This is a genomic window from Pantoea sp. EKM103V (genome assembly GCF_011800365.1).
Lineage (GTDB): Bacteria > Pseudomonadota > Gammaproteobacteria > Enterobacterales > Enterobacteriaceae > Pantoea > Pantoea anthophila.
The window spans coordinates 1,053,857-1,074,971 of the sequence record NZ_JAALFQ010000001.1; the positions used below are offsets into that span (position 1 = coordinate 1,053,857).

20 protein-coding genes are annotated in these 21,115 nt (G+C 58.7%); 15 read left to right on the forward strand and 5 right to left on the reverse strand.

The genetic code is table 11. The annotated features are described in order from the left end of the window. Positions 1-6: 6 nt before the first annotated feature. The 3 genes from HFD97_RS05120 to HFD97_RS05130 all read left to right on the forward strand — a co-directional run bounded on the left by HFD97_RS05120 (position 7) and on the right by HFD97_RS05130 (position 1,629). The gene (locus HFD97_RS05120) at positions 7-564 is read left to right on the forward strand and encodes a helix-turn-helix domain-containing protein (RefSeq protein ID WP_167430863.1); all 558 of its coding nucleotides are present in this window, start codon (positions 7-9) and stop codon (positions 562-564) included. A 66-nt stretch (positions 565-630) separates the two neighbouring features. Further along, positions 631-1,062 carry a MarR family winged helix-turn-helix transcriptional regulator gene (locus HFD97_RS05125; RefSeq protein WP_167430862.1) on the forward strand — a complete coding sequence of 144 codons (432 nt, stop codon included), beginning with the start codon at positions 631-633 and terminating at the stop codon, positions 1,060-1,062. A 9-nt stretch (positions 1,063-1,071) separates the two neighbouring features. After that, entirely contained in the window at positions 1,072-1,629 is a 558-nt protein-coding gene (locus HFD97_RS05130) for an isochorismatase family protein (RefSeq protein WP_009090283.1), read from the forward strand. A 74-nt stretch (positions 1,630-1,703) separates the two neighbouring features. Here HFD97_RS05130 and HFD97_RS05135 read toward each other — a convergent pair whose 3' ends face one another. Together HFD97_RS05135 and pqqU are read right to left on the reverse strand one after the other, a co-directional pair. After that, positions 1,704-4,511 carry an autotransporter outer membrane beta-barrel domain-containing protein gene (locus HFD97_RS05135; RefSeq protein WP_167430861.1) on the reverse strand — a complete coding sequence of 936 codons (2,808 nt, stop codon included), beginning with the start codon at positions 4,509-4,511 and terminating at the stop codon, positions 1,704-1,706. 343 nt (positions 4,512-4,854) lie between these two features. After that, positions 4,855-6,975, reverse strand: a complete 2,121-nt coding sequence (gene pqqU / locus HFD97_RS05140) for a TonB-dependent receptor PqqU (RefSeq protein WP_185155337.1) — start codon at positions 6,973-6,975, stop codon at positions 4,855-4,857. A gap of 195 nt (positions 6,976-7,170) precedes the next feature. Here pqqU and HFD97_RS05145 point away from each other — a divergent pair, with 195 nt between their 5' ends. Next, positions 7,171-8,031, forward strand: a complete 861-nt coding sequence (locus HFD97_RS05145; RefSeq protein ID WP_167430860.1) for an NAD(P)-dependent oxidoreductase — start codon at positions 7,171-7,173, stop codon at positions 8,029-8,031. After that, positions 8,028-8,807, forward strand: coding sequence for a helix-turn-helix transcriptional regulator (locus HFD97_RS05150; RefSeq protein ID WP_058958239.1), 780 nt, complete (start codon positions 8,028-8,030; stop codon positions 8,805-8,807). Before HFD97_RS05145 ends, HFD97_RS05150 begins: the two co-directional genes overlap by 4 nt. Here the strand turns inward: HFD97_RS05150 and leuA are convergent. Beyond that, a complete protein-coding gene (gene leuA, locus HFD97_RS05155; protein ID WP_167430859.1) occupies positions 8,728-10,443 on the reverse strand; it encodes a 2-isopropylmalate synthase in 1,716 nt (571 codons plus the stop codon). The two genes, HFD97_RS05150 and leuA, sit on opposite strands and share 80 nt — an antisense overlap. Positions 10,444-10,696: 253 nt before the next feature. Further along, entirely contained in the window at positions 10,697-11,092 is a 396-nt protein-coding gene (locus tag HFD97_RS05160; protein ID WP_058958237.1) for a hypothetical protein, read from the reverse strand. A gap of 159 nt (positions 11,093-11,251) precedes the next feature. Between HFD97_RS05160 and HFD97_RS05165 the strand changes: the two genes are divergently transcribed. The 8 genes from HFD97_RS05165 (at position 11,252) to HFD97_RS05200 (ending at position 18,597) form a co-directional block, all read left to right on the forward strand. Then, entirely contained in the window at positions 11,252-12,268 is a 1,017-nt protein-coding gene (locus HFD97_RS05165; protein ID WP_167430858.1) for a dipeptidase, read from the forward strand. A gap of 142 nt (positions 12,269-12,410) precedes the next feature. Then, on the forward strand, positions 12,411-12,482 hold the full coding sequence (pqqA, locus tag HFD97_RS05170) for a pyrroloquinoline quinone precursor peptide PqqA (RefSeq protein WP_009090272.1): 72 nt from the start codon (positions 12,411-12,413) through the stop codon (positions 12,480-12,482). Between the two features lie 52 nt (positions 12,483-12,534). Beyond that, the gene (gene pqqB, locus HFD97_RS05175; protein WP_140028520.1) at positions 12,535-13,452 is read left to right on the forward strand and encodes a pyrroloquinoline quinone biosynthesis protein PqqB; all 918 of its coding nucleotides are present in this window, start codon (positions 12,535-12,537) and stop codon (positions 13,450-13,452) included. 3 nt (positions 13,453-13,455) lie between these two features. Then, positions 13,456-14,211 (forward strand): pyrroloquinoline-quinone synthase PqqC, encoded by a 756-nt coding sequence (pqqC, locus tag HFD97_RS05180; protein WP_009090267.1) that lies wholly within the window; start codon positions 13,456-13,458, stop codon positions 14,209-14,211. Between the two features lie 3 nt (positions 14,212-14,214). Continuing rightward, positions 14,215-14,493, forward strand: a complete 279-nt coding sequence (gene pqqD / locus HFD97_RS05185; RefSeq protein ID WP_167430857.1) for a pyrroloquinoline quinone biosynthesis peptide chaperone PqqD — start codon at positions 14,215-14,217, stop codon at positions 14,491-14,493. Then, complete coding sequence (gene pqqE / locus HFD97_RS05190; RefSeq protein WP_167430856.1) at positions 14,456-15,622, forward strand: pyrroloquinoline quinone biosynthesis protein PqqE; 1,167 nt, start codon at positions 14,456-14,458, stop codon at positions 15,620-15,622. Before pqqD ends, pqqE begins: the two co-directional genes overlap by 38 nt. Continuing rightward, positions 15,622-17,928 (forward strand): pyrroloquinoline quinone biosynthesis protein PqqF, encoded by a 2,307-nt coding sequence (gene pqqF / locus HFD97_RS05195; RefSeq protein WP_167430855.1) that lies wholly within the window; start codon positions 15,622-15,624, stop codon positions 17,926-17,928. Before pqqE ends, pqqF begins: the two co-directional genes overlap by 1 nt. An 84-nt stretch (positions 17,929-18,012) precedes the next feature. Next, on the forward strand, positions 18,013-18,597 hold the full coding sequence (locus HFD97_RS05200; protein ID WP_046101799.1) for a YceI family protein: 585 nt from the start codon (positions 18,013-18,015) through the stop codon (positions 18,595-18,597). Between the two features lie 39 nt (positions 18,598-18,636). Here HFD97_RS05200 and HFD97_RS05205 read toward each other — a convergent pair whose 3' ends face one another. After that, a complete protein-coding gene (locus HFD97_RS05205; protein WP_167430854.1) occupies positions 18,637-19,551 on the reverse strand; it encodes a pyridoxal-phosphate dependent enzyme in 915 nt (304 codons plus the stop codon). On the opposite strand from HFD97_RS05205, the gene HFD97_RS05210 reads away from it, so the two are divergent. Further along, on the forward strand, positions 19,550-19,843 hold the full coding sequence (locus tag HFD97_RS05210; protein ID WP_167430853.1) for a hypothetical protein: 294 nt from the start codon (positions 19,550-19,552) through the stop codon (positions 19,841-19,843). The genes HFD97_RS05205 and HFD97_RS05210 overlap by 2 nt on opposite strands. A gap of 282 nt (positions 19,844-20,125) precedes the next feature. Further along, on the forward strand, positions 20,126-21,106 hold the full coding sequence (locus HFD97_RS05215) for a 6-phosphofructokinase (protein WP_058958230.1): 981 nt from the start codon (positions 20,126-20,128) through the stop codon (positions 21,104-21,106). Positions 21,107-21,115 lie beyond the last annotated feature (9 nt).

The window sequence follows — 21,115 nt, forward strand, 5'->3', positions numbered from 1 at the left end:
GAAAAAATGGCAGATTTTCAGCAACACCTGAGCGCCGCGCTCAGACAGTTGCGCCAGGCCAACGGCTGGAGCCTGACGCTCACGGCGGAGCGAACCGGCGTCAGTAAAGCGATGCTGGGGCAGATTGAGCGCGGCGAATCGAGTCCGACCGTGGCCACGCTGTGGAAGATCGCCACCGGTTTCAGCGTTCCCTTTTCCTTTTTTATCGACGGACGGGTGCTTCCCTCTGGCGCGGTCGCCGGGTTCAGCCAGCCCAACGCCGAGATGACGGTTCATCCGCTGCTGCCTTACGATCCGCAGCTGCGTTTTGATCTGCTGGCGGTTGAGCTGGCAGCGGGCGCGCAGAGCCAGTCGTCCCCCCATGAAGCGGGCTGTGTCGAGCAGGTGGTGGTGATTGAGGGCGAGCTGCTGCTGGGCGTCGGTGATATCTGGCGACGACTGGTGGCGGGAGAGGCGTTCCAGTTCAGGGCGGATGTGGCACACAGCTACCGTAATCCGCTGGCGACGCCACTGCGTTTTCACAGTCTGATCCACTATCTGCAGCGGCCGGACGTTACAAATTGATACCTGAGTAAACTACACAGTTTACCTTCGTATCTCTATACTTTCGCCTGGCTACGGAGACCGGCAATGAGCGATCTGACTGAATCGGCAGCCCTGCTGCGCATGCTGGTGGGTAAGCTGAGTCGCCGACTGCGCGAATCGGCCCCACCCGGTGAGTTAACCTGGTCACAGGTGGCGGTACTGGGCCATCTGGTGCGGGACGGGGCGATGACGGTGACGCAGCTGGCCGCGGCGGAAGGCGTGCGCAGCCAGTCGATGGGCAGCACCGTTGCGGGGTTACTGGCGGCGGATCTGGTGACAGGGGAATCCGACCCGCACGATGGACGCAAGACCCGCTACCTGCCAACCGCGGCCAGCCTGGCGGTGATTGCTTCCAGCCGCGCGATGCGTGACGACTGGCTGGTACGGACGCTGGAGGCCCGGCTGACACCGGCTGAACAGCAGCAACTGACCGACGTTCTCCCTTTACTGCAGCGACTCGCTGACCATTCACTTTAAGGATTTAATATGGCTGTAACCACACTTGATGCAAAAACGGCGCTGATTGTTATCGACCTGCAGCATGGCATTGTGGCGCTGCCACTGGTTCATGAGCCGCAGCCGGTGATCGAACGCTGTGCCGCGCTGGCGGCGGCATTCCGCCAGCATAATCTGCCGGTTGTGCTGGTTAACGTGGCCGGTGGTGCGCCAGGCCGCACTGAGCAGGCCCGTCACAGCGGTGAACTGCCTGCCGACTGGGCGACGCTGGTTCCGGCAATGACGCCGCAGCAGAATGACATCACCATCACCAAAAAGAGCTGGGGCGCGTTTCAGGCCACGGCGCTGCACGAGGAATTGCAGCAGCGCGGCATCACCCAGGTGGTGATCTGTGGGATCGCGACCAGTATCGGCGTGGAGTCCACGGCGCGACAGGCCTATGAGTCAGGTTACAACGTCACGCTGGCGACCGATGCGATGACCGATCTCAACATTGATACGCACAACAACAGCATCAATCTCATTTTCCCGCGCCTGGGTGAAACCGGCAGCAGTGAGGAGATTGTTGCGCTGCTGCCGCAGGCCTGATCTGACTGAGTATCAGGCAAAAAAAGTCCTGCCACGGAGGGCAGGACAGGGATGGCTGAACGTACCACCTTCAGTTAAAAGCTAAAACGGTAACCGGCATTGAGCTGGCGTTGATCAAAGCGCTGACCGGTCGTTAAATCGGCTTCCAGATAAAGATGATGTGCGGTGTCTATATCGGCACTGACTCCCAGTCCGTTGCGCAAGGCATTTCCGCTGAAATCCGCTTTCTCAGTTGAACCGTTCAGAGCATATTGCATGCTGGCTGAAAACTCGCGTTCCACGCCGGTTTTGAAATAGACATTGTAATTCGTTGCTCCACTTTTCTGACTGTATCCTGCCAGCGCGCCTGCCCGACCGTTAACAGAATGATAATCTTTAAACGCGATAACCAGACCGTTGCTGGCCCGGGTCTGCGACCCTTTCTGCCGGCCTGCGGTAATCTGAGCCTGAGGTTCGAGATAAAAGCCCTGGTCATCAGGAGAGAAGTGAAAACGCCTGCCCGCCTCAACGGAAAATGTGAATCCGGTTGATTTGGCCTGACCGGAAACCAGATTCTGCTGGCTATCTTTCACCTTGAACTGATTGCGGATGCGGTTGATCTTAACGACCTGATCGACGTAAAAACCGTTATCGGCGGCCCAGGTCAGATAGCCCCCCACATGTTCTGATTTGGCCGTACCCTCGCCCCCCCGGTAGTGAGGTGAGGCGTGGGTGGTCCCTATAAACAGGCCGCCTGACACGTTTATATCGTCGGCCAGGTGCTTATCTGCGCCAAACTGATAGCCGCTGTAGCCCATTTCAAAGTCACTCAGCCTACCGCCTGAGAAGGTGTTCAGTTTACCGCCGAATCCCCGCAGCCAGACATTCCCTTTCGCATGGTCCTGACGGATGTCGCCCAGTCGCTGAAACAGGGTTTGCGTTTCGACATAGTTCATCAGGTAACTGACATGCAGGAAATTACCGCCTGCATCTGCCGTGGTGGTAATCGGGGGCGCTGGCGTCGGCGCCGGTTCAGGTTCAGGTTCTGGCGCAGGCTGCGGAGCAGGGGCTGGATCTGGTGCCGGATCCGGAGCGGGTTCTGGTTCCGGTGCTGATGCGGCGCCGGAAGAGTAGAGTTCCCAGTTCGTGCCGGTTTTACGCACTGAGTAGAGATAGCCGCCCAGTTCAATATCCGATGCTGTGGTAAAATTTGCTATCCCGTCAGGAGTTTCTGCCACGGTTAATAACTCATGGCCTGTTGTCGCCAGACTGCCCTGATTAACAAATGACAAGGTGAAGTCACCCTGGCTGCTGTTTGTGACAACCAGCTTATCGCCACGGTTATTAACGCCATCACCTTCACCCACCGGATCAACACGCATATTGAAATTACCGCTACCTGACAGATCGGCAACGGTTAAGGTGGAATAATCGGATGCAGAGATTGACCGGGTAAAATCAATCCGCCCCTTATTCATGTTTAACCGATCCACATTTGAATTTGCGCTGACATACCAGTCACTTTTATCTAAGGTCGTATTCAGATACCCCTTATTTACACCGTCGCTGATGGCTGCGCCTTGCCAGACCGAGCCGGGCTGCAGCGCTAAATCAACGAAGCCGCCGCGGGAATAAACGGAACCTGTCATATTCAGTTTGCCGTCGATATTAACCACGCCCTGTGCGTAACCTGCATCATATTGCGTGGCGATGGCGAACTGATCTGGCGAGGCCATGGTGATATCGATATTACCGGTCAGATTGATCTCGCCGCCTTTCATTGCGTAAAGCGCCGCTACGGGGTTGACTGCACTCATGATTGAAACATTATTACCCGAGATATGACCCTCGTTCAGCGCCCACAGCGCCATGCTGGCGCCGGTAATATCGGTCTCATCAAGCGTAACAGAGGAGCCAGGCGTCTGGGCAGAAGCGGCATAATAACCGCCTGAATGAAGGCTGTTTCGCTGTTCTGCTGTTCCTTTGTAGTTAATGATTGCTGACGTGCCGCTGGCGACGATGCTGCCAGCCTGTTCAGACGTCACATGGCTGCCGGGACCAATATCAGCAACGCCATTCTGACGCACCTCAAGACCAACAGAGCCGCTTCCTGTCGTATTAATGGTCAGATTATCAGCGGCAAGTTCACCAAAGTTCCAGATACCAAAGGCGTTCGCGCCAGTTGTCGTGATGGTGCTTCCGGATCCCAGATTCGCGAGCGAATCGGCCTGCAGATTGAGGCCATAAGCAGAATCGCCTGTCGTGTTGAGCGTCAGTTGATTTGCGGTCAGTGATGTGCGGCGGGATGACTCTCTCCCATTCAGGGCATGGACCCTGATAGCGTGGCTTCCTCTGCCCTGAGTCGATAGGGTGCTGCCACTCCCCAGGTCCACGCGGGTGCCCGCATTGCTGACGCTGAGGCCAAAACCACCGTCTCCTGTCAGATTCACCGTAAGGGCTTCCGCTTTCAGCGATGACGCTCCCCGAATCAGGATACCGGAAGCGGTAGCGGTTCCGGTCACATTGACAGTGGTTCCCGTCCCCAGATCGGCAGTAATATCCTGACCCGTAATATTAATGCCCAGGGCACTATTTCCACTGATATTGAGAGTAAGTCCTTCCGCAGACAGCTGGCTCTCATTCCCCCAGATGACTACGCCGCGTGCATAATTATCGGCATCAGTAACGTTTATAAAAGCGCGACGACCCAGATTAACAATTCCGGTCTGATTGTAGGGATTGACGACGCCATATAGCCCGCCTGAATAGGTGGCGTCTCCGGTCAGAATGTCGCCATCATTCAGGGTTATATTGGCCCCTGTCTGGCTTCCGATATTCTCACCCGCCACGTTACCGCTCATCATAAATCCTGTCAGTAACGCCAGCGGCGTTAAACGACTCATTATCTTATTCATCAGCAAAACATTCCCTGTGTGGCACGAAAAATCAACGCGCACACAGAAAGATTAATTATTCAATGTGCGGCTAAGCAGATACGTTTGAGCTGATAATAATTTATCAGGGAAGGCGGGTTCTATTTTTGATTTATCCCAAATGCGCCCCGGTTTCTATTATCAAAAGAGGGTTCTGGTTGCAATAAGGTTACGGGGGTGGGTAAATAAGGGGCTTTTTTTATGAGTGCGGGCTTGTGTGAGTTATTAATTAACTAAGAAGGTAACGGATATTATTAATTGGTAATTCAGGGTTCGACGGTAATAAGTGGCTTTATAAAAGCCACTTATTAAATTAGTTAAATGCGTAACTCACCGTGAATCCAGCGCTGTAATTACGACCGGGCGCAGACTCGAAATAACGGCCATTACTCTCGTTCACAATCACCGACCCCACGTAATGCCGGTCAAACAGGTTATCGACCCGCCCAAACAGATCCAGCGTCCACGCGTCCAGTTTCCATTTATAGCCACTGTTCAGTGCGGCCACCGTGTAGGAAGGGGTGTTAACGCTATTCTGATCTTCAGCGGCAATCTGGCTCAGGTAGCGCACTTCGCTTCCCGCATAGAAACCCTCTTCCGGCAGGTAGCCCAGGCCTGCGTAGGCCATGTTGCGGGCAATGCCTGGAATGCGGTTGCCGTCACAGCTGTCACTGCCGCAGGCATTGCTGCGATAGCGCGCATCCAGCAGGGTGTAAGCCATCTTCAGCCGCCAGTCCCAGGCAAACTGCTGGTCCAGGCTCAGCTCAAGACCGCGACGGCGTGTCTGACCGGCGTTTTTATAGGTGGTACGACCGCCGCTGCTGGCATCTGCCACAATCTCATCGCGGGTGTCAGTCTGGAACAGCGCCGCGCTCAGCAGGCCATTGCCGATGCGTTTTTTGGTGCCTGCCTCCAGCGTGTCGCTGGTGGCGGGTTTCAGTCCCAGGTTCAGGCCGGTCGCATTATCCGAACGATAGGAAAGCTCATTGATGGTCGGGGTTTCAAAGCCGCGCCCGGCAGAGATCCACACGTTCCAGCCGGGATCAACGGCATACTTCAGCGCCGCCGCGGGCAGCCACTTGTGATAGCGCGCATTCCCGCTGTCGTCGCCGTTGCCGGGACGAATGTAGAAGTCATTCGAGTCAAAGTTGACGGTGCTGAAGCGCACGCCCGCATCGAGCGAAAGCTTATCCGTCAGTTGCCAGGCGGTCTGCAGGTAGGGATCGAGCGTCCACATCAGGTTGCGCTCGTTGCGTCGCAGATTGCCCTGTTCGCCCAGGTGCGTAACGCCGTCACTGACGGTGAAGTTCTCGTAGCCCTTACGGCGCTCGCTCATGGTTTCATAGTCGAGGCCACCGGTCAGCGCTACCGGAATGGACAGCAGGGTATCGCGATGAGTCCAGCGGGTGTCTGCACCCTGATAATGGCGGGTCAGGGCGATCACGCCACCGGGATGGGAAGGTTTAAGCTGCACCGTGGCGGGAATCGACTGGAACTGGGTCGTTTCGCGCATGCCCGCATAGAGCATGACGCTGAGGTCGTCATTTTCACTCATCTGGCGCTGATAGCGCAGACCGCCCTGGGTCTGATTGACCGTTTTGCGGGTGTTATAGAGCGAGACATTGTTCACCACCTGACGCGGATTGTCGCGCCACTGTGCCGCGGTCAGGCCGCCCGGGTCCTGTGCGTCGATGTGAACGCTGTTAAACAGCAGCGTCAGGGTACTGACATCATCAATGCGCACGCCGAGTCTGGCGTTTCCGAGGTTTTTCTGGGCGGAGCTGTGGTCGCGATAGCCGTGGGTGGTAAAGCGGGAGGCAGAAACGGTGTAGTTCACATCGCCGGCATGCGAGCCGTCACCGGTCGCGCCGCTGGCTTTAACACTGTTGCGCCAGCTGCCATAACTGCCGTACCAGCTGCCGGCTTCCAGCGTCGCCGGCTGCTGCCCCTGCTGTGTCGTGACGTTGATGACCCCGCCTGACGCATTGCCATAGAGTGCAGAGAAGGGGCCGCGCAGCACTTCAACATGGTCAACCGAGCCGATATCAATATTTGAGGTCTGTGACTGCCCATCCGGCATGGTCGCCGGAATGCCATCCACATAGATGCGCAGGCCGCGCACGCCATAGGTGGAACGGGAGCCAAAGCCGCGCATCGAAATCTGCAGGTCCTGGGCGTAATTCTGCCGGTTCTGGATCTGCAGACCGGGCACGCTGCTGAGGTTTTCCGTCAGGTTCACGCGCGGGGCGGCCTGGCGCATATCGTCGCCGCTGACCACGCTCAGAGCCGCGGGGGTATCGAGTTCGTTGAGGCCCTGTTCTGACGGTGCGGCGGTGACGACCAGGGTCGCGTCGTTATCCGCCGCCAGCAGCGGCAGCGGCAGCATGGCGGGCAACATGACCAGCGTCATCTGACGCAGAGAAATTATTTTCATTATAAGTCGCCTGGAAAAGAGAAGAGGTATTGAACCAGATGGAACAATTGTCGCGTATGGTAAGGGTTTGCCCGATTGGGGTACACCGTTTCGGGCTGGATTTTTTCTCTGTTTACCGCCAGGCTGAAACGCAACTTTACTGGTCACGGGCATCCACCGTTGTGGGATGCCGTCAGATAACTCAAGGGAGTCAGCATGAAACAACCTGAAGTAGCGGTTCTGGGATTAGGCGCAATGGGGCACGCATTTGCCGCTAATCTGCTGAAGAAAGGCTTTACCGTGCACGGCTGGAATCGCACCCGCGCACGCGGGGAAGATTTGCTGGACGCGGGGTTGCAGCTGGCTGACACGCCGGACGAGGCGGTGCGGCAGGCGGATGTCGTGATCGCCATGCTGGCGGACGGTGATACCACTGAGCAGGTGCTGCATCAGGTTAAGGAAGCCCTTAAACAGGGTGCAACGCTGTGCCAGATGGGCACCATCGGGGTGGAAAAAACGGACGCGCTGATCGCCTTTTTCGCAGAGGACCGTCCCGATCTGCTGTTTATTGATGCGCCGGTTTCCGGCACCAAGGCACCGGCCGAAAACGCACAGATTCTGGTGCTCGCGAGTGGCGATCAGAGCCGGGCGCAGGCGGCAGAAGCGGTGTTTGCCGCCATCGGTAAAGGTACGCAGTGGCTGGGCGAAGCGGGTAAAAGCAGCCGTATGAAGCTGGTGATCAACAGCTGGCTGATTGGCATGATGCAGAGCCTGGCAGAGAGTACCCAGCTGGCAGCGCAGTTCGGCTTTTCCACCGACGATCTCTGGCAGGTGCTGGAGGGCGGTCCGCTCGCGGCCCCTTATGCAAAAATGAAGCTGGAGATGATGGCCCGCGATGACTACACCCCGCAGATGCATCTGGTCTGGGCGCTGAAGGATGCCCGACTGGCGCTGGATGCCGCAGAAACGCCGCTGCCGGCGCTGGAGAATATTTCCCGGCTCTGGCAGCAGGCGGTTGATGAAGGACACGGTGAAGAGGATCTGGCGGTGATCTACCGCTATCTGAAGGCGCAATGAGCCAGCAGCCGGTTGACTTCAGCCATCGTCCGCTGGTGCCGCTGGCGCACGACTACCTGCACGGTGCCAGTGAGCCCTGGCACCACCATACCTGCGCTCAGCTGATCCACACGCTGAGCGGCGTGGTGCGGGTGGAAACGGAGTATGGCAGCTGGATCGTGCCACCGAGCCGCGGCGTCTGGCTGCCCGCGTTTACCCGTCATGCGTTGCAGATTACCGGCAGCGTCGCGGCGCGCACGCTGTTTATCGATCCGCTGGCACGCGCCGATCTGCCCGCCAGCTGTCAGGTCGTGCAGATTTCGCCGTTGCTGCGTGAGCTGATTGTTACCGCACTCGCGCTGCCGGTGCATTACGAAGCAGGCAGCCGGGCTGAGCGGGTAATGGAGTTGATTCTGGATGAAATTCGCGGCATGGATGTGCTGCCGTTTGCGCTGCCGACGCCACACAGCGCCCGCCTTCAGGCGCTGTGTGAGCGGATCCAGCAGACCCCCGGCGAAAACTGGACGCTACTGCGCGCCAGTACCCACCTTAACGTCTCGGGCCGGACGCTGGCCCGCCATTTTATGCGCGAAACCGGATTGCAGTTCAGCGACTGGGTGCGACGCGCCCGGCTGGCGATCGCCCTGACGCGACTGGCGCAGGGCGATGCGGTGCTGCGGGTGGCGCTGGAGCTGGGCTATGAAAGCCCCAGCGCCTTCAGTGCGATGTTTCGTCGTCTGCTGGGCGTGTCACCAACGGACTACTTTCCGCCGCCAGAAAGCAGCCCGCCGCGCTGAGCAGTGCCTGCAGGGCCGCACGGGTTGTGTCGTTGTCGATGCTCACACCCCAGGCCCGCACCCCACGCGCATCCACACAGCTGATATAGGCTACGGAACGGCTGTCACTGCGCCGCCCCAGCGTATGTTCATGATAATCCTCAATGGTCAGATGAAGATCGAACGCGCCCGCGAGGGCATTGACCGCCGCCGACAGCCAGCCATTGCCCCGGCCGGTGAGCGTCACCGGACGCTCCTGACAGCAGACGCTGGCGCGCATCTGCGTCTGTCCGGCGCTGTCGCTCTGGCTGTCAGCCTGCTCCAGGGTGATTGCAGGCTGCGTCACACCGTAGCGGCGGCAAAAGAGCTGCCACAGCGCGTAGTGCGTCATCTCTCTACCGTGCCGGTCTGTCTCCTGCTGCACACAGCGGCTGAAATCCTGCTGCAGGGCACGCGGCAGCTGTAAACCGTGATTCTGTTCCAGCAGCCAGGCGGCTCCGCTTTTGCCTGACTGGCTGTTGACACGGATCACAGCCTCATAGCTGCAGCCGATGTCGGCCGGGTCAAGGGGCAGGTAGGGCATCTGCCACAGCGTCTCCTGCTGTTCGGCGCGAATGGCGAACCCTTTTTTGATCGCGTCCTGATGCGAACCGGAGAAGGCGGTGAAGACCAGCTCCCCCGCGTAGGGATGGCGGGGATGCACCGGCAACTGGTTGCAGCGGGTCACCACCTCAATCACCTCCTGCATTTTGCTGAAGTCGAGATGCGGCGAAACGCCCTGCGTGTAGAGATTCAGCGCCAGCGTGACCAGATCGACATTGCCGGTGCGCTCGCCGTTGCCAAACAGGCAGCCTTCAACCCGGTCAGCGCCCGCCAGCAGAGCCAGCTCCGCGCAGGCGACGCCGGTGCCGCGATCGTTATGCGGATGGACGCTGATACAGACGGCATCGCGGCGGCTGAAGTGGCGACAGAAATATTCGATCTGATCGGCATAGACATTCGGCGTATTCACCTCCACCGTGGCGGGCAGGTTGATGATCATCGGCCGCGTGACATCAGGCTGCCAGACATCCGCCACCGCCTCGCAAATCTCCAGAACGAACGCCGGTTCGGTGAAACAGAACGTCTCGGGTGAATATTGAAAGGTCCAGTGGGTTGCCGGCTGCGCCTCGCATCCGGCGCGGATCTGCCGCGCGCCTGCGGTGGCGAGGGCGATAATCTCCGCTTTGCTCTGTTTAAAAACCCGCTCGCGAAACAGCGGCGCAGTGGCGTTATAGAGATGCACAATGGCGCGCGGCACCCCCAGCAGCGATTCGAAGGTGCGGGCGATCAGATCGGCACGCGCCTGTGTCAGCACCTGCAGCGTCACATCCTGCGGAATGCGCTGCTGTTCAATCAGATCGCGAACGAAATTAAAATCTGTCTGCGATGCTGAGGGAAAGGCGACCTCGATCTCCCGGAAACCGCAGCGAAGCAGCAGATCCCAGAAGGCCATTTTGCGCTCGCGATCCATCGGCTCTGCCAGCGCCTGATTGCCATCGCGCAGATCGGTAGAGAGCCAGCGCGGTGCCTGAGTAAGCTGGCGTGAAGGCCACTGACGATCGGGCAGCGACATCAGCGGGGCGGGACGGTATTTATCAGCGGGTTGCGTCAGCATAGGGTTCTCCTTGTTTTTTATCAGTCTGCCGCCAGCGCCTCTCCGCCGCGCGCGCGATGCTGACAATCTGATGCGCAAAAGTGACAACACACAGCAAGGTGAATATGCAAGCAGCGCTGTTCCGCCTGAAGACGAAGAAGGCTGAAAAGGGAAGGCTCTGAGTTGATGTCAGACAGGTGAGCAACAGGCGCTGTAGTCAAAGACGATGCCTACAGCGTGGGCTGGTAAGATTACGTCGGGATCAGTGTCGTTCTCACCTGAGGACAATCAGAGTCAGAACAGCGAGCGCTGTGCCGAGATAGCAGATTCCTGCAAACATCCACAGACGCACTAACGAGATCATCCAACGGCTGACAGTGAGTCTGTTTTCGCCGAAAAAGGAGTAAGCAGGACTCTCCTTGCTGAGGGAGGCTATTGGTTTATTCCTGCTGAGATTAATGAAAAATCTGCACACCTGATATGCGCCAAAAAAACCGGCCATGTGATAGAACGAACAGGGTGGCGGAAACTGATATTTCTCCAGGAACAGGGAAATGAGTCTGTCATACGCTTTTCTGTTAAAAGCGTACAGGAAGAAAGAGATGAAAATCAGAAAGCTACCAGCGAGGCCAGAAATCAGCCCCGCTCTTGAGATATAAAACTCAGTCACCTGTTGACCCCAGTAAATAATCCACTTCAGACCGGCGCACAAGAAATATTCTCTGCACTATATCCTGAAATATTCAGGGCAACACCCTGCGTGCGCTCCGGTTTGATGAATCTGCCGGGCGGGGGTAGCATAATCGTCTGTTTCTCCGGGTGAACACTTATGCTGATTTTTGACGGTCACAACGACCTGCTGCTTAACCTCTGGCTGCACCATCGCGATGCGCCTGTACCGGCGTTTTATCAGGGTATTGAACGGGGCCACCTCGATTTCCCGCGCATTCAGCAGGGCGGCTTTGGCGGCGGGCTGTTTGCGATTTTTGTGCCGCCGCAGGAGTACATTGCCCGCACAGTGCCAGCCCGTGCCGGTGAACCCTGGCAACCGCTTGAGATCATGTGGCAGCAGTTGCAGATCCTGCAGCAACTGGCCGATGAATCAGGGGGCCGGGCGCGTCTCTGCCGCAGCGTGGAGGAGATTGCAGAGTGCCGGGCGGCGGGTGTGCTGGCGATGGTGGCGCATATCGAAGGGGCCGATGCGCTGGATGAAGAGGGCGAACAGCTGCACGCCTTCTGGCAGGCGGGGGTACGCAGCATCGGGCCGTTCTGGAATCTGCCCAACCGCTTTGGTCAGGGCGTCAGCGGCAGTTTCCCCGGCTCGCCTGATACCGGGCCGGGGCTGACCGCGGCCGGTGAACGGCTGATCCAGCAGGCCAGCGCACTCAATATGATGATCGACGTCTCTCACATGAATGAAAAGGCCTTCCAGGACACTGCCCGGATCGCCGCTGCGCCGCTGGTCGCCAGCCACTCTAACGCGCACGCCCTCTGCCCGCAGCCGCGCAATCTCACGGATGCGCAGCTGATGGCGATCCGCGACAGCGGGGGGCTGGTCGGCATCAACTTCGGCAACGCGTTTCTGCGGGCCGATGGTAAACGCGACGCTGACACGCCATTAACAGAAATTGTTAAGCATTGTGATCACCTGTTGAGGATAATGGGCAGCGACCATGTGGCCTTTGGCTCCGATTTCGACGGCATCACCCCTCCGGATGCGCTGGGGGATGTCAGCGGGATGCCGCGTCTGCTCGCGGCTTTCCGGGAAGCGGGCTATGATCAGACACTGACAGAGAAGCTGGCATGGGGAAACTGGCAGCGGGTTTTACGTCTGACCGGGCTGTGATAACAATTTCCTTACGTCCGGACTTGATCCCGACGCGCCATTGGCGCACCATCTGCCTGGAAATTGTGACAGTGCTCTCATTTAATCGCTGTCACGCTGATTCCAGGCAGCTAAATTACTGTTAATAAAGAGGATATAAATTATGTGGAAAAAACCAACCTTCGTTGATCTGCGTCTCGGTCTGGAAGTGACTCTCTACATCTCCAACCGTTAATCGTTATGCCCGCCTTCTGAGCGGGCATTTTTTCAACTTCTGGTTTTCCTCTATGTTTATCAAAATCCTCGGTTCGGCCGCGGGTGGCGGGTTTCCGCAGTGGAACTGCAACTGCGCCAACTGCCACGGCGTGCGAAACGGCACGATTCAGGCCAGCATGCGTACACAGTCGTCGATTATCCTCAGCGATAACGGCGAGGACTGGGTGCTGTGCAATGCCTCTCCCGATATCAGTCAACAGATCCTGCATACGCCCGAGCTGACCCGCAAAGGGGTACTGCGCGGCACCGCGATAGGTGCCATTATCCTGACCGACAGTCAGATCGATCACACCACCGGGCTGCTCAGCCTGCGTGAAGGCTGTCCGCATCAGGTATGGTGCACCCCTGAGGTGCATGCCGACCTCAGCACCGGCTTCCCCATTTTTCCGATGCTCAGCCACTGGAACGGCGGCTTACAGCACCGGCCCATTGCGCCACTGACGCCGTTCAGCGTTGATGTCTGTCGCGATCTGGTGTTTACCGCGATTCCGATCATCAGTAACGCGCCGCCATACTCGCCCTATCGCGATCGGCCGCTGCCGGGTCACAACGTGGCGCTGTTTATCGAAAACCGCGCCAGCGGCCAGACGCTGCTCTATGCACCCGGTCTGGGAGAGCCTGATGATGTCATCCTGCCATGGCTGCACAAGGCAGACTGCCTGCTGATTGACGGCACCGTCTGGCAGGATGATGAGCTGCTCGCCACCGGCGTAGGCCACAACACCGGCAAGGCGATGGGCCATCTGGCACTGGCAGAAGAGCAGGGGCTGATGGCGCTGCTGGCGTCGCTGCCGGCAAAACGCAAAATTCTGATCCACATTAACAACACCAATCCGATCCTTAACGAGCAGTCACCCCAGCGTCAGTTTCTGACAGAGCAGGGCATCGAGGTGAGCTGGGACGGAATGGCGATCCACCTTCAGGGCTAAATCATGCAGATCACCGAAACGCTGTCGCCACAGGCTTTTGAACAGGCTCTGCGCGACAAGGGTGCGTACTACCACATTTATCACCCCTATCACATTGCGATGCACAACGGTCAGGCGACCCGCGAGCAGATTCAGGGCTGGGTGGCCAACCGCTTCTATTACCAGACCACCATTCCGCTGAAAGATGCGGCGATCATGGCGAACTGTCCCGATCCGGCTACCCGGCGCAAATGGGTGCAGCGCATCCTTGACCATGACGGCAGTAATGGCGAAGAGGGCGGCATCGAAGCCTGGCTGCGGCTGGGTGAGGCGGTCGGTCTGACGCGTGAGGAACTGCTGTCGGAGCAACACGTGCTGCCCGGCGTGCGTTTTGCGGTGGATGCCTACATTAACTTTGCCCGCCGCGCCAACTGGCAGGAGGCCGCGTGCAGTTCACTGACAGAGCTGTTCGCGCCGCAGATCCATCAGTCGCGGCTCGACAGCTGGCCACAGCACTATCCATGGATCAAAGAAGAGGGCTACTTCTACTTCCGCAGCCGCCTGGGTCAGGCGAACCGCGATGTGGAACATGGCCTGGCGCTGGCGCTGGACTTTTTCACCACCGCAGAGAGCCAGAACCGCATGCTGGAAATTTTGCAGTTTAAGCTCGATATTTTATGGAGCATGCTGGATGCGATGACCATGGCTTACGAGCTGAAACGTCCGCCTTATCACACCGTCACTGACAAGGCGGCGTGGCACACCACCCGACTGGTATAACAGATGAATGAGAACTCAATTGCCACGTTTCGTCGCGGCTACCGCATGCAGTGGGAAGCCGCCCAGGAGAGCCACGTCGTGCTCTATCCGGAAGGGATGGCGAAACTGAATGAAACCGCCGCCGCCATTCTTGAGCTGGTGGATGGCAAACAGGATATCGCCGCGATTATCGCGACGCTGGACAGCCGTTTCCCGGAAGCGGGCGGCGTGGGTGCAGACGTTTTAGAGTTCCTGCAGTCAGCCTATGAACAGAAGTGGATACAGTTCCGTGACCCCGCATAAACCTGGCGTAAATCCGCCGCTCTGGCTGCTGGCCGAGCTGACCTATCGCTGCCCGCTGCAGTGTCCTTACTGCTCGAATCCGCTCGACTTTGCGCAGCAGGAGAAGGAGCTGACGACGGCGCAGTGGATTGAGGTGTTTCGCCAGGCGCGCGCCATGGGCAGCGTGCAGCTTGGCTTTTCCGGCGGCGAGCCGCTGACCCGTAAAGATCTGCCGGAGCTGATTAAGGCCGCGCGCGATCTCGGCTTCTATACCAACCTCATTACTTCCGGCATCGGCCTGACAGAGAAGAAGCTGGATGCCTTCAGCGAGGCGGGTCTGGACCATATCCAGATCAGCTTTCAGGCGAGTGATGAAACCCTGAACGCCGCGCTGGCAGGTTCGAAAAAGGCGTTTCAGCAGAAGCTGGAGATGGCGAAGGCGGTGAAGGCCCACGGCTATCCGATGGTGCTCAACTTCGTGCTGCATCGCCACAACATCGATCAGATCGATAAAATTATCGACCTCTGCATCGAGCTGGAAGCGGATGACGTCGAGCTGGCGACCTGTCAGTTCTACGGCTGGGCGCAGCTGAACCGCGAGGGCCTGCTGCCTACCCGTGAGCAGATCGCTCAGGCGGAAGCAGTGGTAAACCGTTACCGTGAGCGCATGAGCGACAGCGGCAGCCTGACCAATCTGCTGTTTGTGACCCCGGACTATTATGAAGAGCGGCCCAAGCCCTGCATGGGCGGCTGGGGTGCCATCTTCCTCAGCGTCACGCCGGAAGGCACCGCGCTGCCGTGTCACAGTGCGCGCCAGCTGCCGGTGGAGTTTCCGTCGGTGCTGACGCAGAGTCTGGACGATATCTGGTACAACTCGTTCGGTTTTAACCGCTATCGCGGTTTCGACTGGATGCCAGAGCCGTGCCGCTCCTGTGACGAGAAAGAGAAAGACTTCGGCGGCTGTCGCTGCCAGGCGTATATGCTGACCGGCAACGCCGATAACGCCGATCCGGTCTGCAGCAAATCACCGCATCACGGTAAAATCCTTGAGGCCCGCCGCGAGGCGGATTGCAGCGACATCAGGATTGGTCAGCTGCAGTTCCGTAACCGCAGCAACTCACAGCTGATCTACAAAACCCGGAACCTCTGATGATAACGCGCGGCCTGACGATCAATGGCCTGACGATTGAGCTGGTGCATCATGCCGACGCCAGCCAGGCCGCGGCGCTGATTCAGGTGGCGGCAGGCAGCCACGACGAGCCTGACCGCTGGCCGGGCCTGGCGCATCTGCTTGAGCATCTGCTCTTCACCGGCAGCACCGGCTGGCCTGATGAGGGGCGGCTGATGAGCTGGATCCAGGCGCAGGGTGGCAGAGTTAACGCCACCACGCAGGCCCGCCGCAGCGCCTTCTTCTTTGAGGTTACGCCGTCGCTGCTGGCTGACGGGCTGCTGCGATTGCAGGATATGATTGCCCATCCGCTGCTCGACAATCAGGCGATCGGGCAGGAAGTGGCAGTGATCGACGCAGAGTATCAGCTGTTACAGCGCCATCAGCCGACACGCACGGAGGCGGCACTGTTGCACGCCGCCACATCACCCCCCGCATTCCGCCGCTTCCAGGCAGGGAGTCGCGCCACCTTTGGCGATGATCTCCCCGCTCTGCAGCGGGCGCTGCGCCAGTTCCACCAGCGCTATTACGTTTCCGGCAATATGCGGCTCTGGCTGCAGGGACCGCAGACGCTGGATGAGCTGGAGCAGCTGGCGCGGGATTTTGCCGCCGGGCTGCCGTCCGGTCACGCGCAGCAGGATCTGTCGCCGCCCGGACTGACAGGTGAGGCTGTCTGGCAGCTGGCGGAGGGCGCACCCGCGGCGCTGTGGCGCAGCTGGCTGCTGGACAGTAGTGACGGTGTCACGTTATGGCGTGAGTTTCTGCTCGATGAAGCGCCCGGTTCACTGCTGGCGACGCTGCGCGAGCGGAAGCTGGCGGAGGCGCTGGATCTGCAATGGATCTATCAGGCCGATGACGCGCACTGGCTGGCCCTGAAGGTGGATACCGATCAGCCTGAGCTGACAGACAGCATGATCGATGACTATCTGGCCGCGCTGCGTCAGACCACTGAACCGCAGCATCAGCACTATCAGCGGCTGGCACAGCAGCGTTTTGCCGCGCTCGCGCCGCTGGATCAGTTACGCCAGCGCGCCTTCGGCTTTGCGCCGGATGAGACGGAGTCTGCGTTGCCGCGGCTGCTGGCGTCGCTCTGCCGCGCGCCGCAAAGCTGGCTGATCTGCTCGCCGCAACCGGCGGCGGAGAATCTGGTCACGCAGGGATTCAGCCTGGCGCTCTCCCCACGGAATGTGTTTCCCCGCACGAAGCCATTCCCGGCCTCATTCACCTTTTATCCGCTCAGCAGCGCCGTCACCGCTGAACCGCTGCCTGCCACGGCGGTAGTCTTACCGCATCATCAGCCTGACGACGGGGATGCTACGCTGATCCTGCGCCCGGAATTCTGGACAACCTTTACGCCGGAGAGGGGCCTGGCGCTGGAAAAACGGCTGCGTCCGCTGTTTGCCGCGCTGCGCCATCAGGGCGGCCATGGGCGCTGGCAGGAAGTGGAGGGGGTGTGGCAACTGACGCTGCAGCTGCCGCCGGCGGCGGCGGTGACCGACAGGGCGCTCAGCCTGATTGTGCCTGCTCTCACGCCGCCTGCCGAATCCGGGCCGACTCCGCCTGCGGAGAGCATCGCCATTCGTGCGCTGCTGCAGCAGTTACCCTATGAGCTGGCAGTAAACGTAGCGCCCGGCAGCTGGCGGGCGGCACTGAAAGGGGGCAACGCGGCGCTGCACGCCCTGATCGCCCGGCGGCTGAGTGCGCTGTCGCTGCCGGTCAACCCGGCCGCGCCGCCGACGCGCATGACGCCCCGGACCGGTCTGACGCGTCTGCCCCATGCCAGCAGCGATAATGCGCTGCTGCTCTTTATCCCGCTGCAGCAGAGTGAACAGCTGGCTGCGCTGCGGGCGCTGGCCCTGATCTACGAGCCGCGCTTTTTCCAGCGCTATCGGGTCGAACAGCCGGTGGGCTACGTGGTCAGCAGCCGCTATCTGCGCTGCGCCGACGAAGACGGGGTGCTGTTTGCGCTGCAGTCACCCGACTACAGCGCGCTCTCACTGCTGCGCTACTGCCGCAACTTCCTGCGCTCGCTGACGCCGACGCTGGCCGAGTGCGATCTGGTGGCACTGAAAACCCGCCTGCTCAGCAGAGAAAGCGATCAGCCGCTGGCACGGCTGCGTCAGGAGAATGGCCTGGCCGAACCCGATGCGGCGCAGATCCAGGCGCTGGATCTCAGGGATCTGCAGCAGCTGCATCGCACGCTGATGCAGGATCGCCGCCGCTGGCGGGTGCTGTTCACGGACGGAGAACGGACGCAGGCCTGGCAGAGAGTTGCTGAATTTATTTGAAAATTACCGACAAATCTCTTCACTGTCTAAAACGGGAAATTTGCACCACACTTAGTGCACTTTTGTCCGCATAAGGAATTGACCGTGAAGAACTTCAAACGTATTGCACTGCCCCTGTTAGCCGCTGCGACCCTGTATGCTCCCCTGTCCCAGGCTGAGGCGATGCACTACCAGCTGAACCCTGAGCATACGTCCGTTATCGTTGCCTGGAACCACTTCGGCTTCTCCAACCCGACCGCGGATATCCCGGATGCCACCGGTACGCTGGTGTTTGACAAAGATCATCCGGAAGCTTCACGCGTTGACGTGACCCTGCCGGTCAGCAAAATCGACAGCCACGTTGCGGCACTGACGAAAGAATTCAAAGGCGCGGACTATTTCGATACCGCGAAATACCCGACGGCCACCTTCCACAGCACCAAAGTGGTCGCGAAAGGCGACAACAAATTTGATGTTGAAGGTAACCTGACCCTGAAAGGGATCACCAAACCGGTTACGCTGCACGCTACGCTGAACAAGCAGGGCGAGCATCCGATGGTGAAGAAGCAGGCGATTGGTTTTGATGCCACCGGCACCATCAAACGTTCTGACTTCAAACTGGATAAATATGTGCCAGCGGTCAGCGACGAGGTCACCCTGACCCTGTCTACCGAAGCCTACGCGAAGTAACAGGCCGGCGGCGCAGCCCGTGCGGCTGCGCCACGTTTCTCACGCTGTCAGCCAGCCCTGCAGGCTCTCCAGCGTGACAGAGGCCCCGCCACAGACGATAACCAGCACCTTCTCTTCCGGCTTAAAGCTAATCTTCCCGTCATAGAGCATCGACAGCGACACGCCACAGGCAGGTTCTGTCAGAACACGATGATCGTCCAGAAAGCGGCGACAGGCGTTCACGGCTTCATCATCGGTCACCACCATTCCCCGGACGTCTGAACGGCGCGCCACCGTAAACGCATTTTCACACACCTGGCTGGCCGCCAGCGTCGTGGCAATCCCGCTGACGCTTTCCAGCGTGACCCGCTCGCCCGCCTTCAGCGCGGCGTTAAGGGAGGCGGTTCCCTCTGTTTCCACCGCATAAACCGGAATATGGTCGAGCTGATGTTTTTCCAGTCCCTGCATCACGCCGGAGAGCAGGCTGCCACCGCCTGTCGACAGGATGACGGCATCCGGACGCAGCCCTTCGTCGATCACTTCATCCACCAGCGTACTGATGCCGTCCCACAGCAGCGGGTTGTCAAAGGGGTGAATATAGATATTCTCCGCTGTCGCCAGCGACAGGGCATACGCATTCGCTTCACTCCAGACCTTGCCGTGGACGATGAGCCTGGCGCCTTCCTGTTCAATAAGCTGTCTGGCGCGCGCCGGGGTGGTTTCAGGCACCACCACCGTGACCGGCAGTCCCAGCCGGCGGCCACTGTGGGCCACGGCAATACCCGCATTGCCGCCGGAGGAGCTGATAAAGGCTTTTGCACCCTGCGCGGCGTAATGGCGGCAGATGTGGGCCGCACTACGGAGCTTAAATGATCCGGTCGGCTGCGCTGATTCCATTTTCAGCCACACATGGCTCCCGCTGTGCTGACTGAGTGGCAGGGAGTAGATGAGCGGGGTGCGGATACTGATTTCCATGCGTCTTATCCTGGTCAAAGGCGTTGATGACAAACCGGCTGACTGTCAGGCCGGGGGTGCGGGAGAGCAGCGTCGGACAGAGGAGGCCTCCGCCTCGCCGAAGATAAGGCGCACGATTCTCCTTACAAATCATCATGCTTCTGCTGCATTTTCTGTCGGCTTTATTCGTTATACAGAAGAGTATTACCTGTTCGCAACAGCGATGCTGAATCTGATTAACATGACGATGCGCAGGGAATATCGGCATCCCTTTATCCGCCGGCCGGCGGCGAAACCGGGAAAAATGAGGTGAAAGTCACAAATTCGCAACGTCACTGTCTCGCCTGATTCCGGCTTTTTCCGCCGTTCTCCCCATCCCGCCAGCCCGCACGCTAACCCGATGATTTATATCGATTCGTCTCAGGAGTAATAAGTCGGAATAGCGTGACTCACATCACAAATCATGCGCCTCACAACCCGCTGTCAATATTACGGCCAGTGAAAAACCGCTCATAAATGTGACCTCACCTGCAAAGTGCAACTCCGCTTACCGGAAGAATGACCCTCAGCAGATTCAGCCAGCGAGGAGAGGATGATGCGGATTGGAATGGTCATCAGTGGCGGCGATGTCACCGGGATTAATAATTTTGTTTTCCAGATTGGCCGTCTGACCCAGGCCGGGATGGTGATATTTGACGGCGGCATTCCCGGCCTGCTGGCCAATAACCACCGTGAAATCAGCCAGCGCGATCTGCTGGACTTCTCCATCGCCGCGATTCCGGTCATTCAATCGGGACGCACCGAAAAAAAACTGGTGCAGAGCGAGTACGAGCTGATTGCACGCCAGCTGAAAAATGCCCGGATTGACGTATTGATTCTGGCGGGCGGTGACGGATCGCTGCAGTTTCTTCACATGCTCTCACAGAGCGGGGTGAACTGCTTTGGTGTCGGCATGACCATCGACAACGATGTTTTCGGCAGTGATTACACCCTGGGCTTTTCCACCGCCTGCGAGCAGGTCTTAAAAGAGGTGGCGAAGCTGCGTAATACCGGGCGCGCCTTACCGGGCCGGGTATTTATGGTGGAGCTGCTCGGCGGCTATTGCGGTGAATTGACCCTGCAGTCCGCGATTAAAGCCAACGCGGATATTGCGCTGATCCCGGAGTGCCAGATCCCGGTGCCGCAGCTGGCACAGCGCATTACCCGGCGGCTGGAGCAGCAGAACAGCGTGGTGATTCTCTGTTCAGAAGGTTACACCCGGGAATATTCGCCCGGTTTTCAGGGCGCTATCGACACCTTAATCAAACAGCTTGAACCCCTGATTGGCGTTCGGATCCGTAAAACAATTCTCGGTTACGGACTGCGTAATGGTGACCCCACCTGCGAAGAGATTTATCAGGGCACCATTATGGCCAGTGAGGTGGTGCGTTGTATTCAGTCAGGCATGCGGAATAAAGCGGTCATTATTAACGGCAGCAATAAACCGATCCCGATTGATTTAATAAGCATGCAAAAACGCCTGGTCGATATTGACGGGCACTATTACAAACTCGCTAAACAACTCAACATCGTGTGAGGAGAAGAA

Bases quoted from the DNA above. Each gene is read 5' to 3' on its own strand.
- HFD97_RS05120 (WP_167430863.1), top strand. From the start codon at position 7: ATGGCAGATTTTCAGCAACACCTGAGCGCCGCGCTCAGACAGTTGCGC.
- HFD97_RS05125 (WP_167430862.1), top strand. From the start codon at position 631: ATGAGCGATCTGACTGAATCGGCAGCCCTGCTGCGCATGCTGGTGGGT.
- HFD97_RS05130 (WP_009090283.1), top strand. From the start codon at position 1,072: ATGGCTGTAACCACACTTGATGCAAAAACGGCGCTGATTGTTATCGAC.
- HFD97_RS05135 (WP_167430861.1), bottom strand. From the start codon at position 4,511: ATGAGTCGTTTAACGCCGCTGGCGTTACTGACAGGATTTATGATGAGC.
- pqqU (WP_185155337.1), bottom strand. From the start codon at position 6,975: ATGAAAATAATTTCTCTGCGTCAGATGACGCTGGTCATGTTGCCCGCC.
- HFD97_RS05145 (WP_167430860.1), top strand. From the start codon at position 7,171: ATGAAACAACCTGAAGTAGCGGTTCTGGGATTAGGCGCAATGGGGCAC.
- HFD97_RS05150 (WP_058958239.1), top strand. From the start codon at position 8,028: ATGAGCCAGCAGCCGGTTGACTTCAGCCATCGTCCGCTGGTGCCGCTG.
- leuA (WP_167430859.1), bottom strand. From the start codon at position 10,443: ATGCTGACGCAACCCGCTGATAAATACCGTCCCGCCCCGCTGATGTCG.
- HFD97_RS05165 (WP_167430858.1), top strand. From the start codon at position 11,252: ATGCTGATTTTTGACGGTCACAACGACCTGCTGCTTAACCTCTGGCTG.
- pqqB (WP_140028520.1), top strand. From the start codon at position 12,535: ATGTTTATCAAAATCCTCGGTTCGGCCGCGGGTGGCGGGTTTCCGCAG.
- pqqC (WP_009090267.1), top strand. From the start codon at position 13,456: ATGCAGATCACCGAAACGCTGTCGCCACAGGCTTTTGAACAGGCTCTG.
- pqqD (WP_167430857.1), top strand. From the start codon at position 14,215: ATGAATGAGAACTCAATTGCCACGTTTCGTCGCGGCTACCGCATGCAG.
- pqqE (WP_167430856.1), top strand. From the start codon at position 14,456: ATGAACAGAAGTGGATACAGTTCCGTGACCCCGCATAAACCTGGCGTA.
- pqqF (WP_167430855.1), top strand. From the start codon at position 15,622: ATGATAACGCGCGGCCTGACGATCAATGGCCTGACGATTGAGCTGGTG.
- HFD97_RS05210 (WP_167430853.1), top strand. From the start codon at position 19,550: ATGCGTCTTATCCTGGTCAAAGGCGTTGATGACAAACCGGCTGACTGT.
- HFD97_RS05205 (WP_167430854.1), bottom strand. From the start codon at position 19,551: ATGGAAATCAGTATCCGCACCCCGCTCATCTACTCCCTGCCACTCAGT.
- HFD97_RS05215 (WP_058958230.1), top strand. From the start codon at position 20,126: ATGCGGATTGGAATGGTCATCAGTGGCGGCGATGTCACCGGGATTAAT.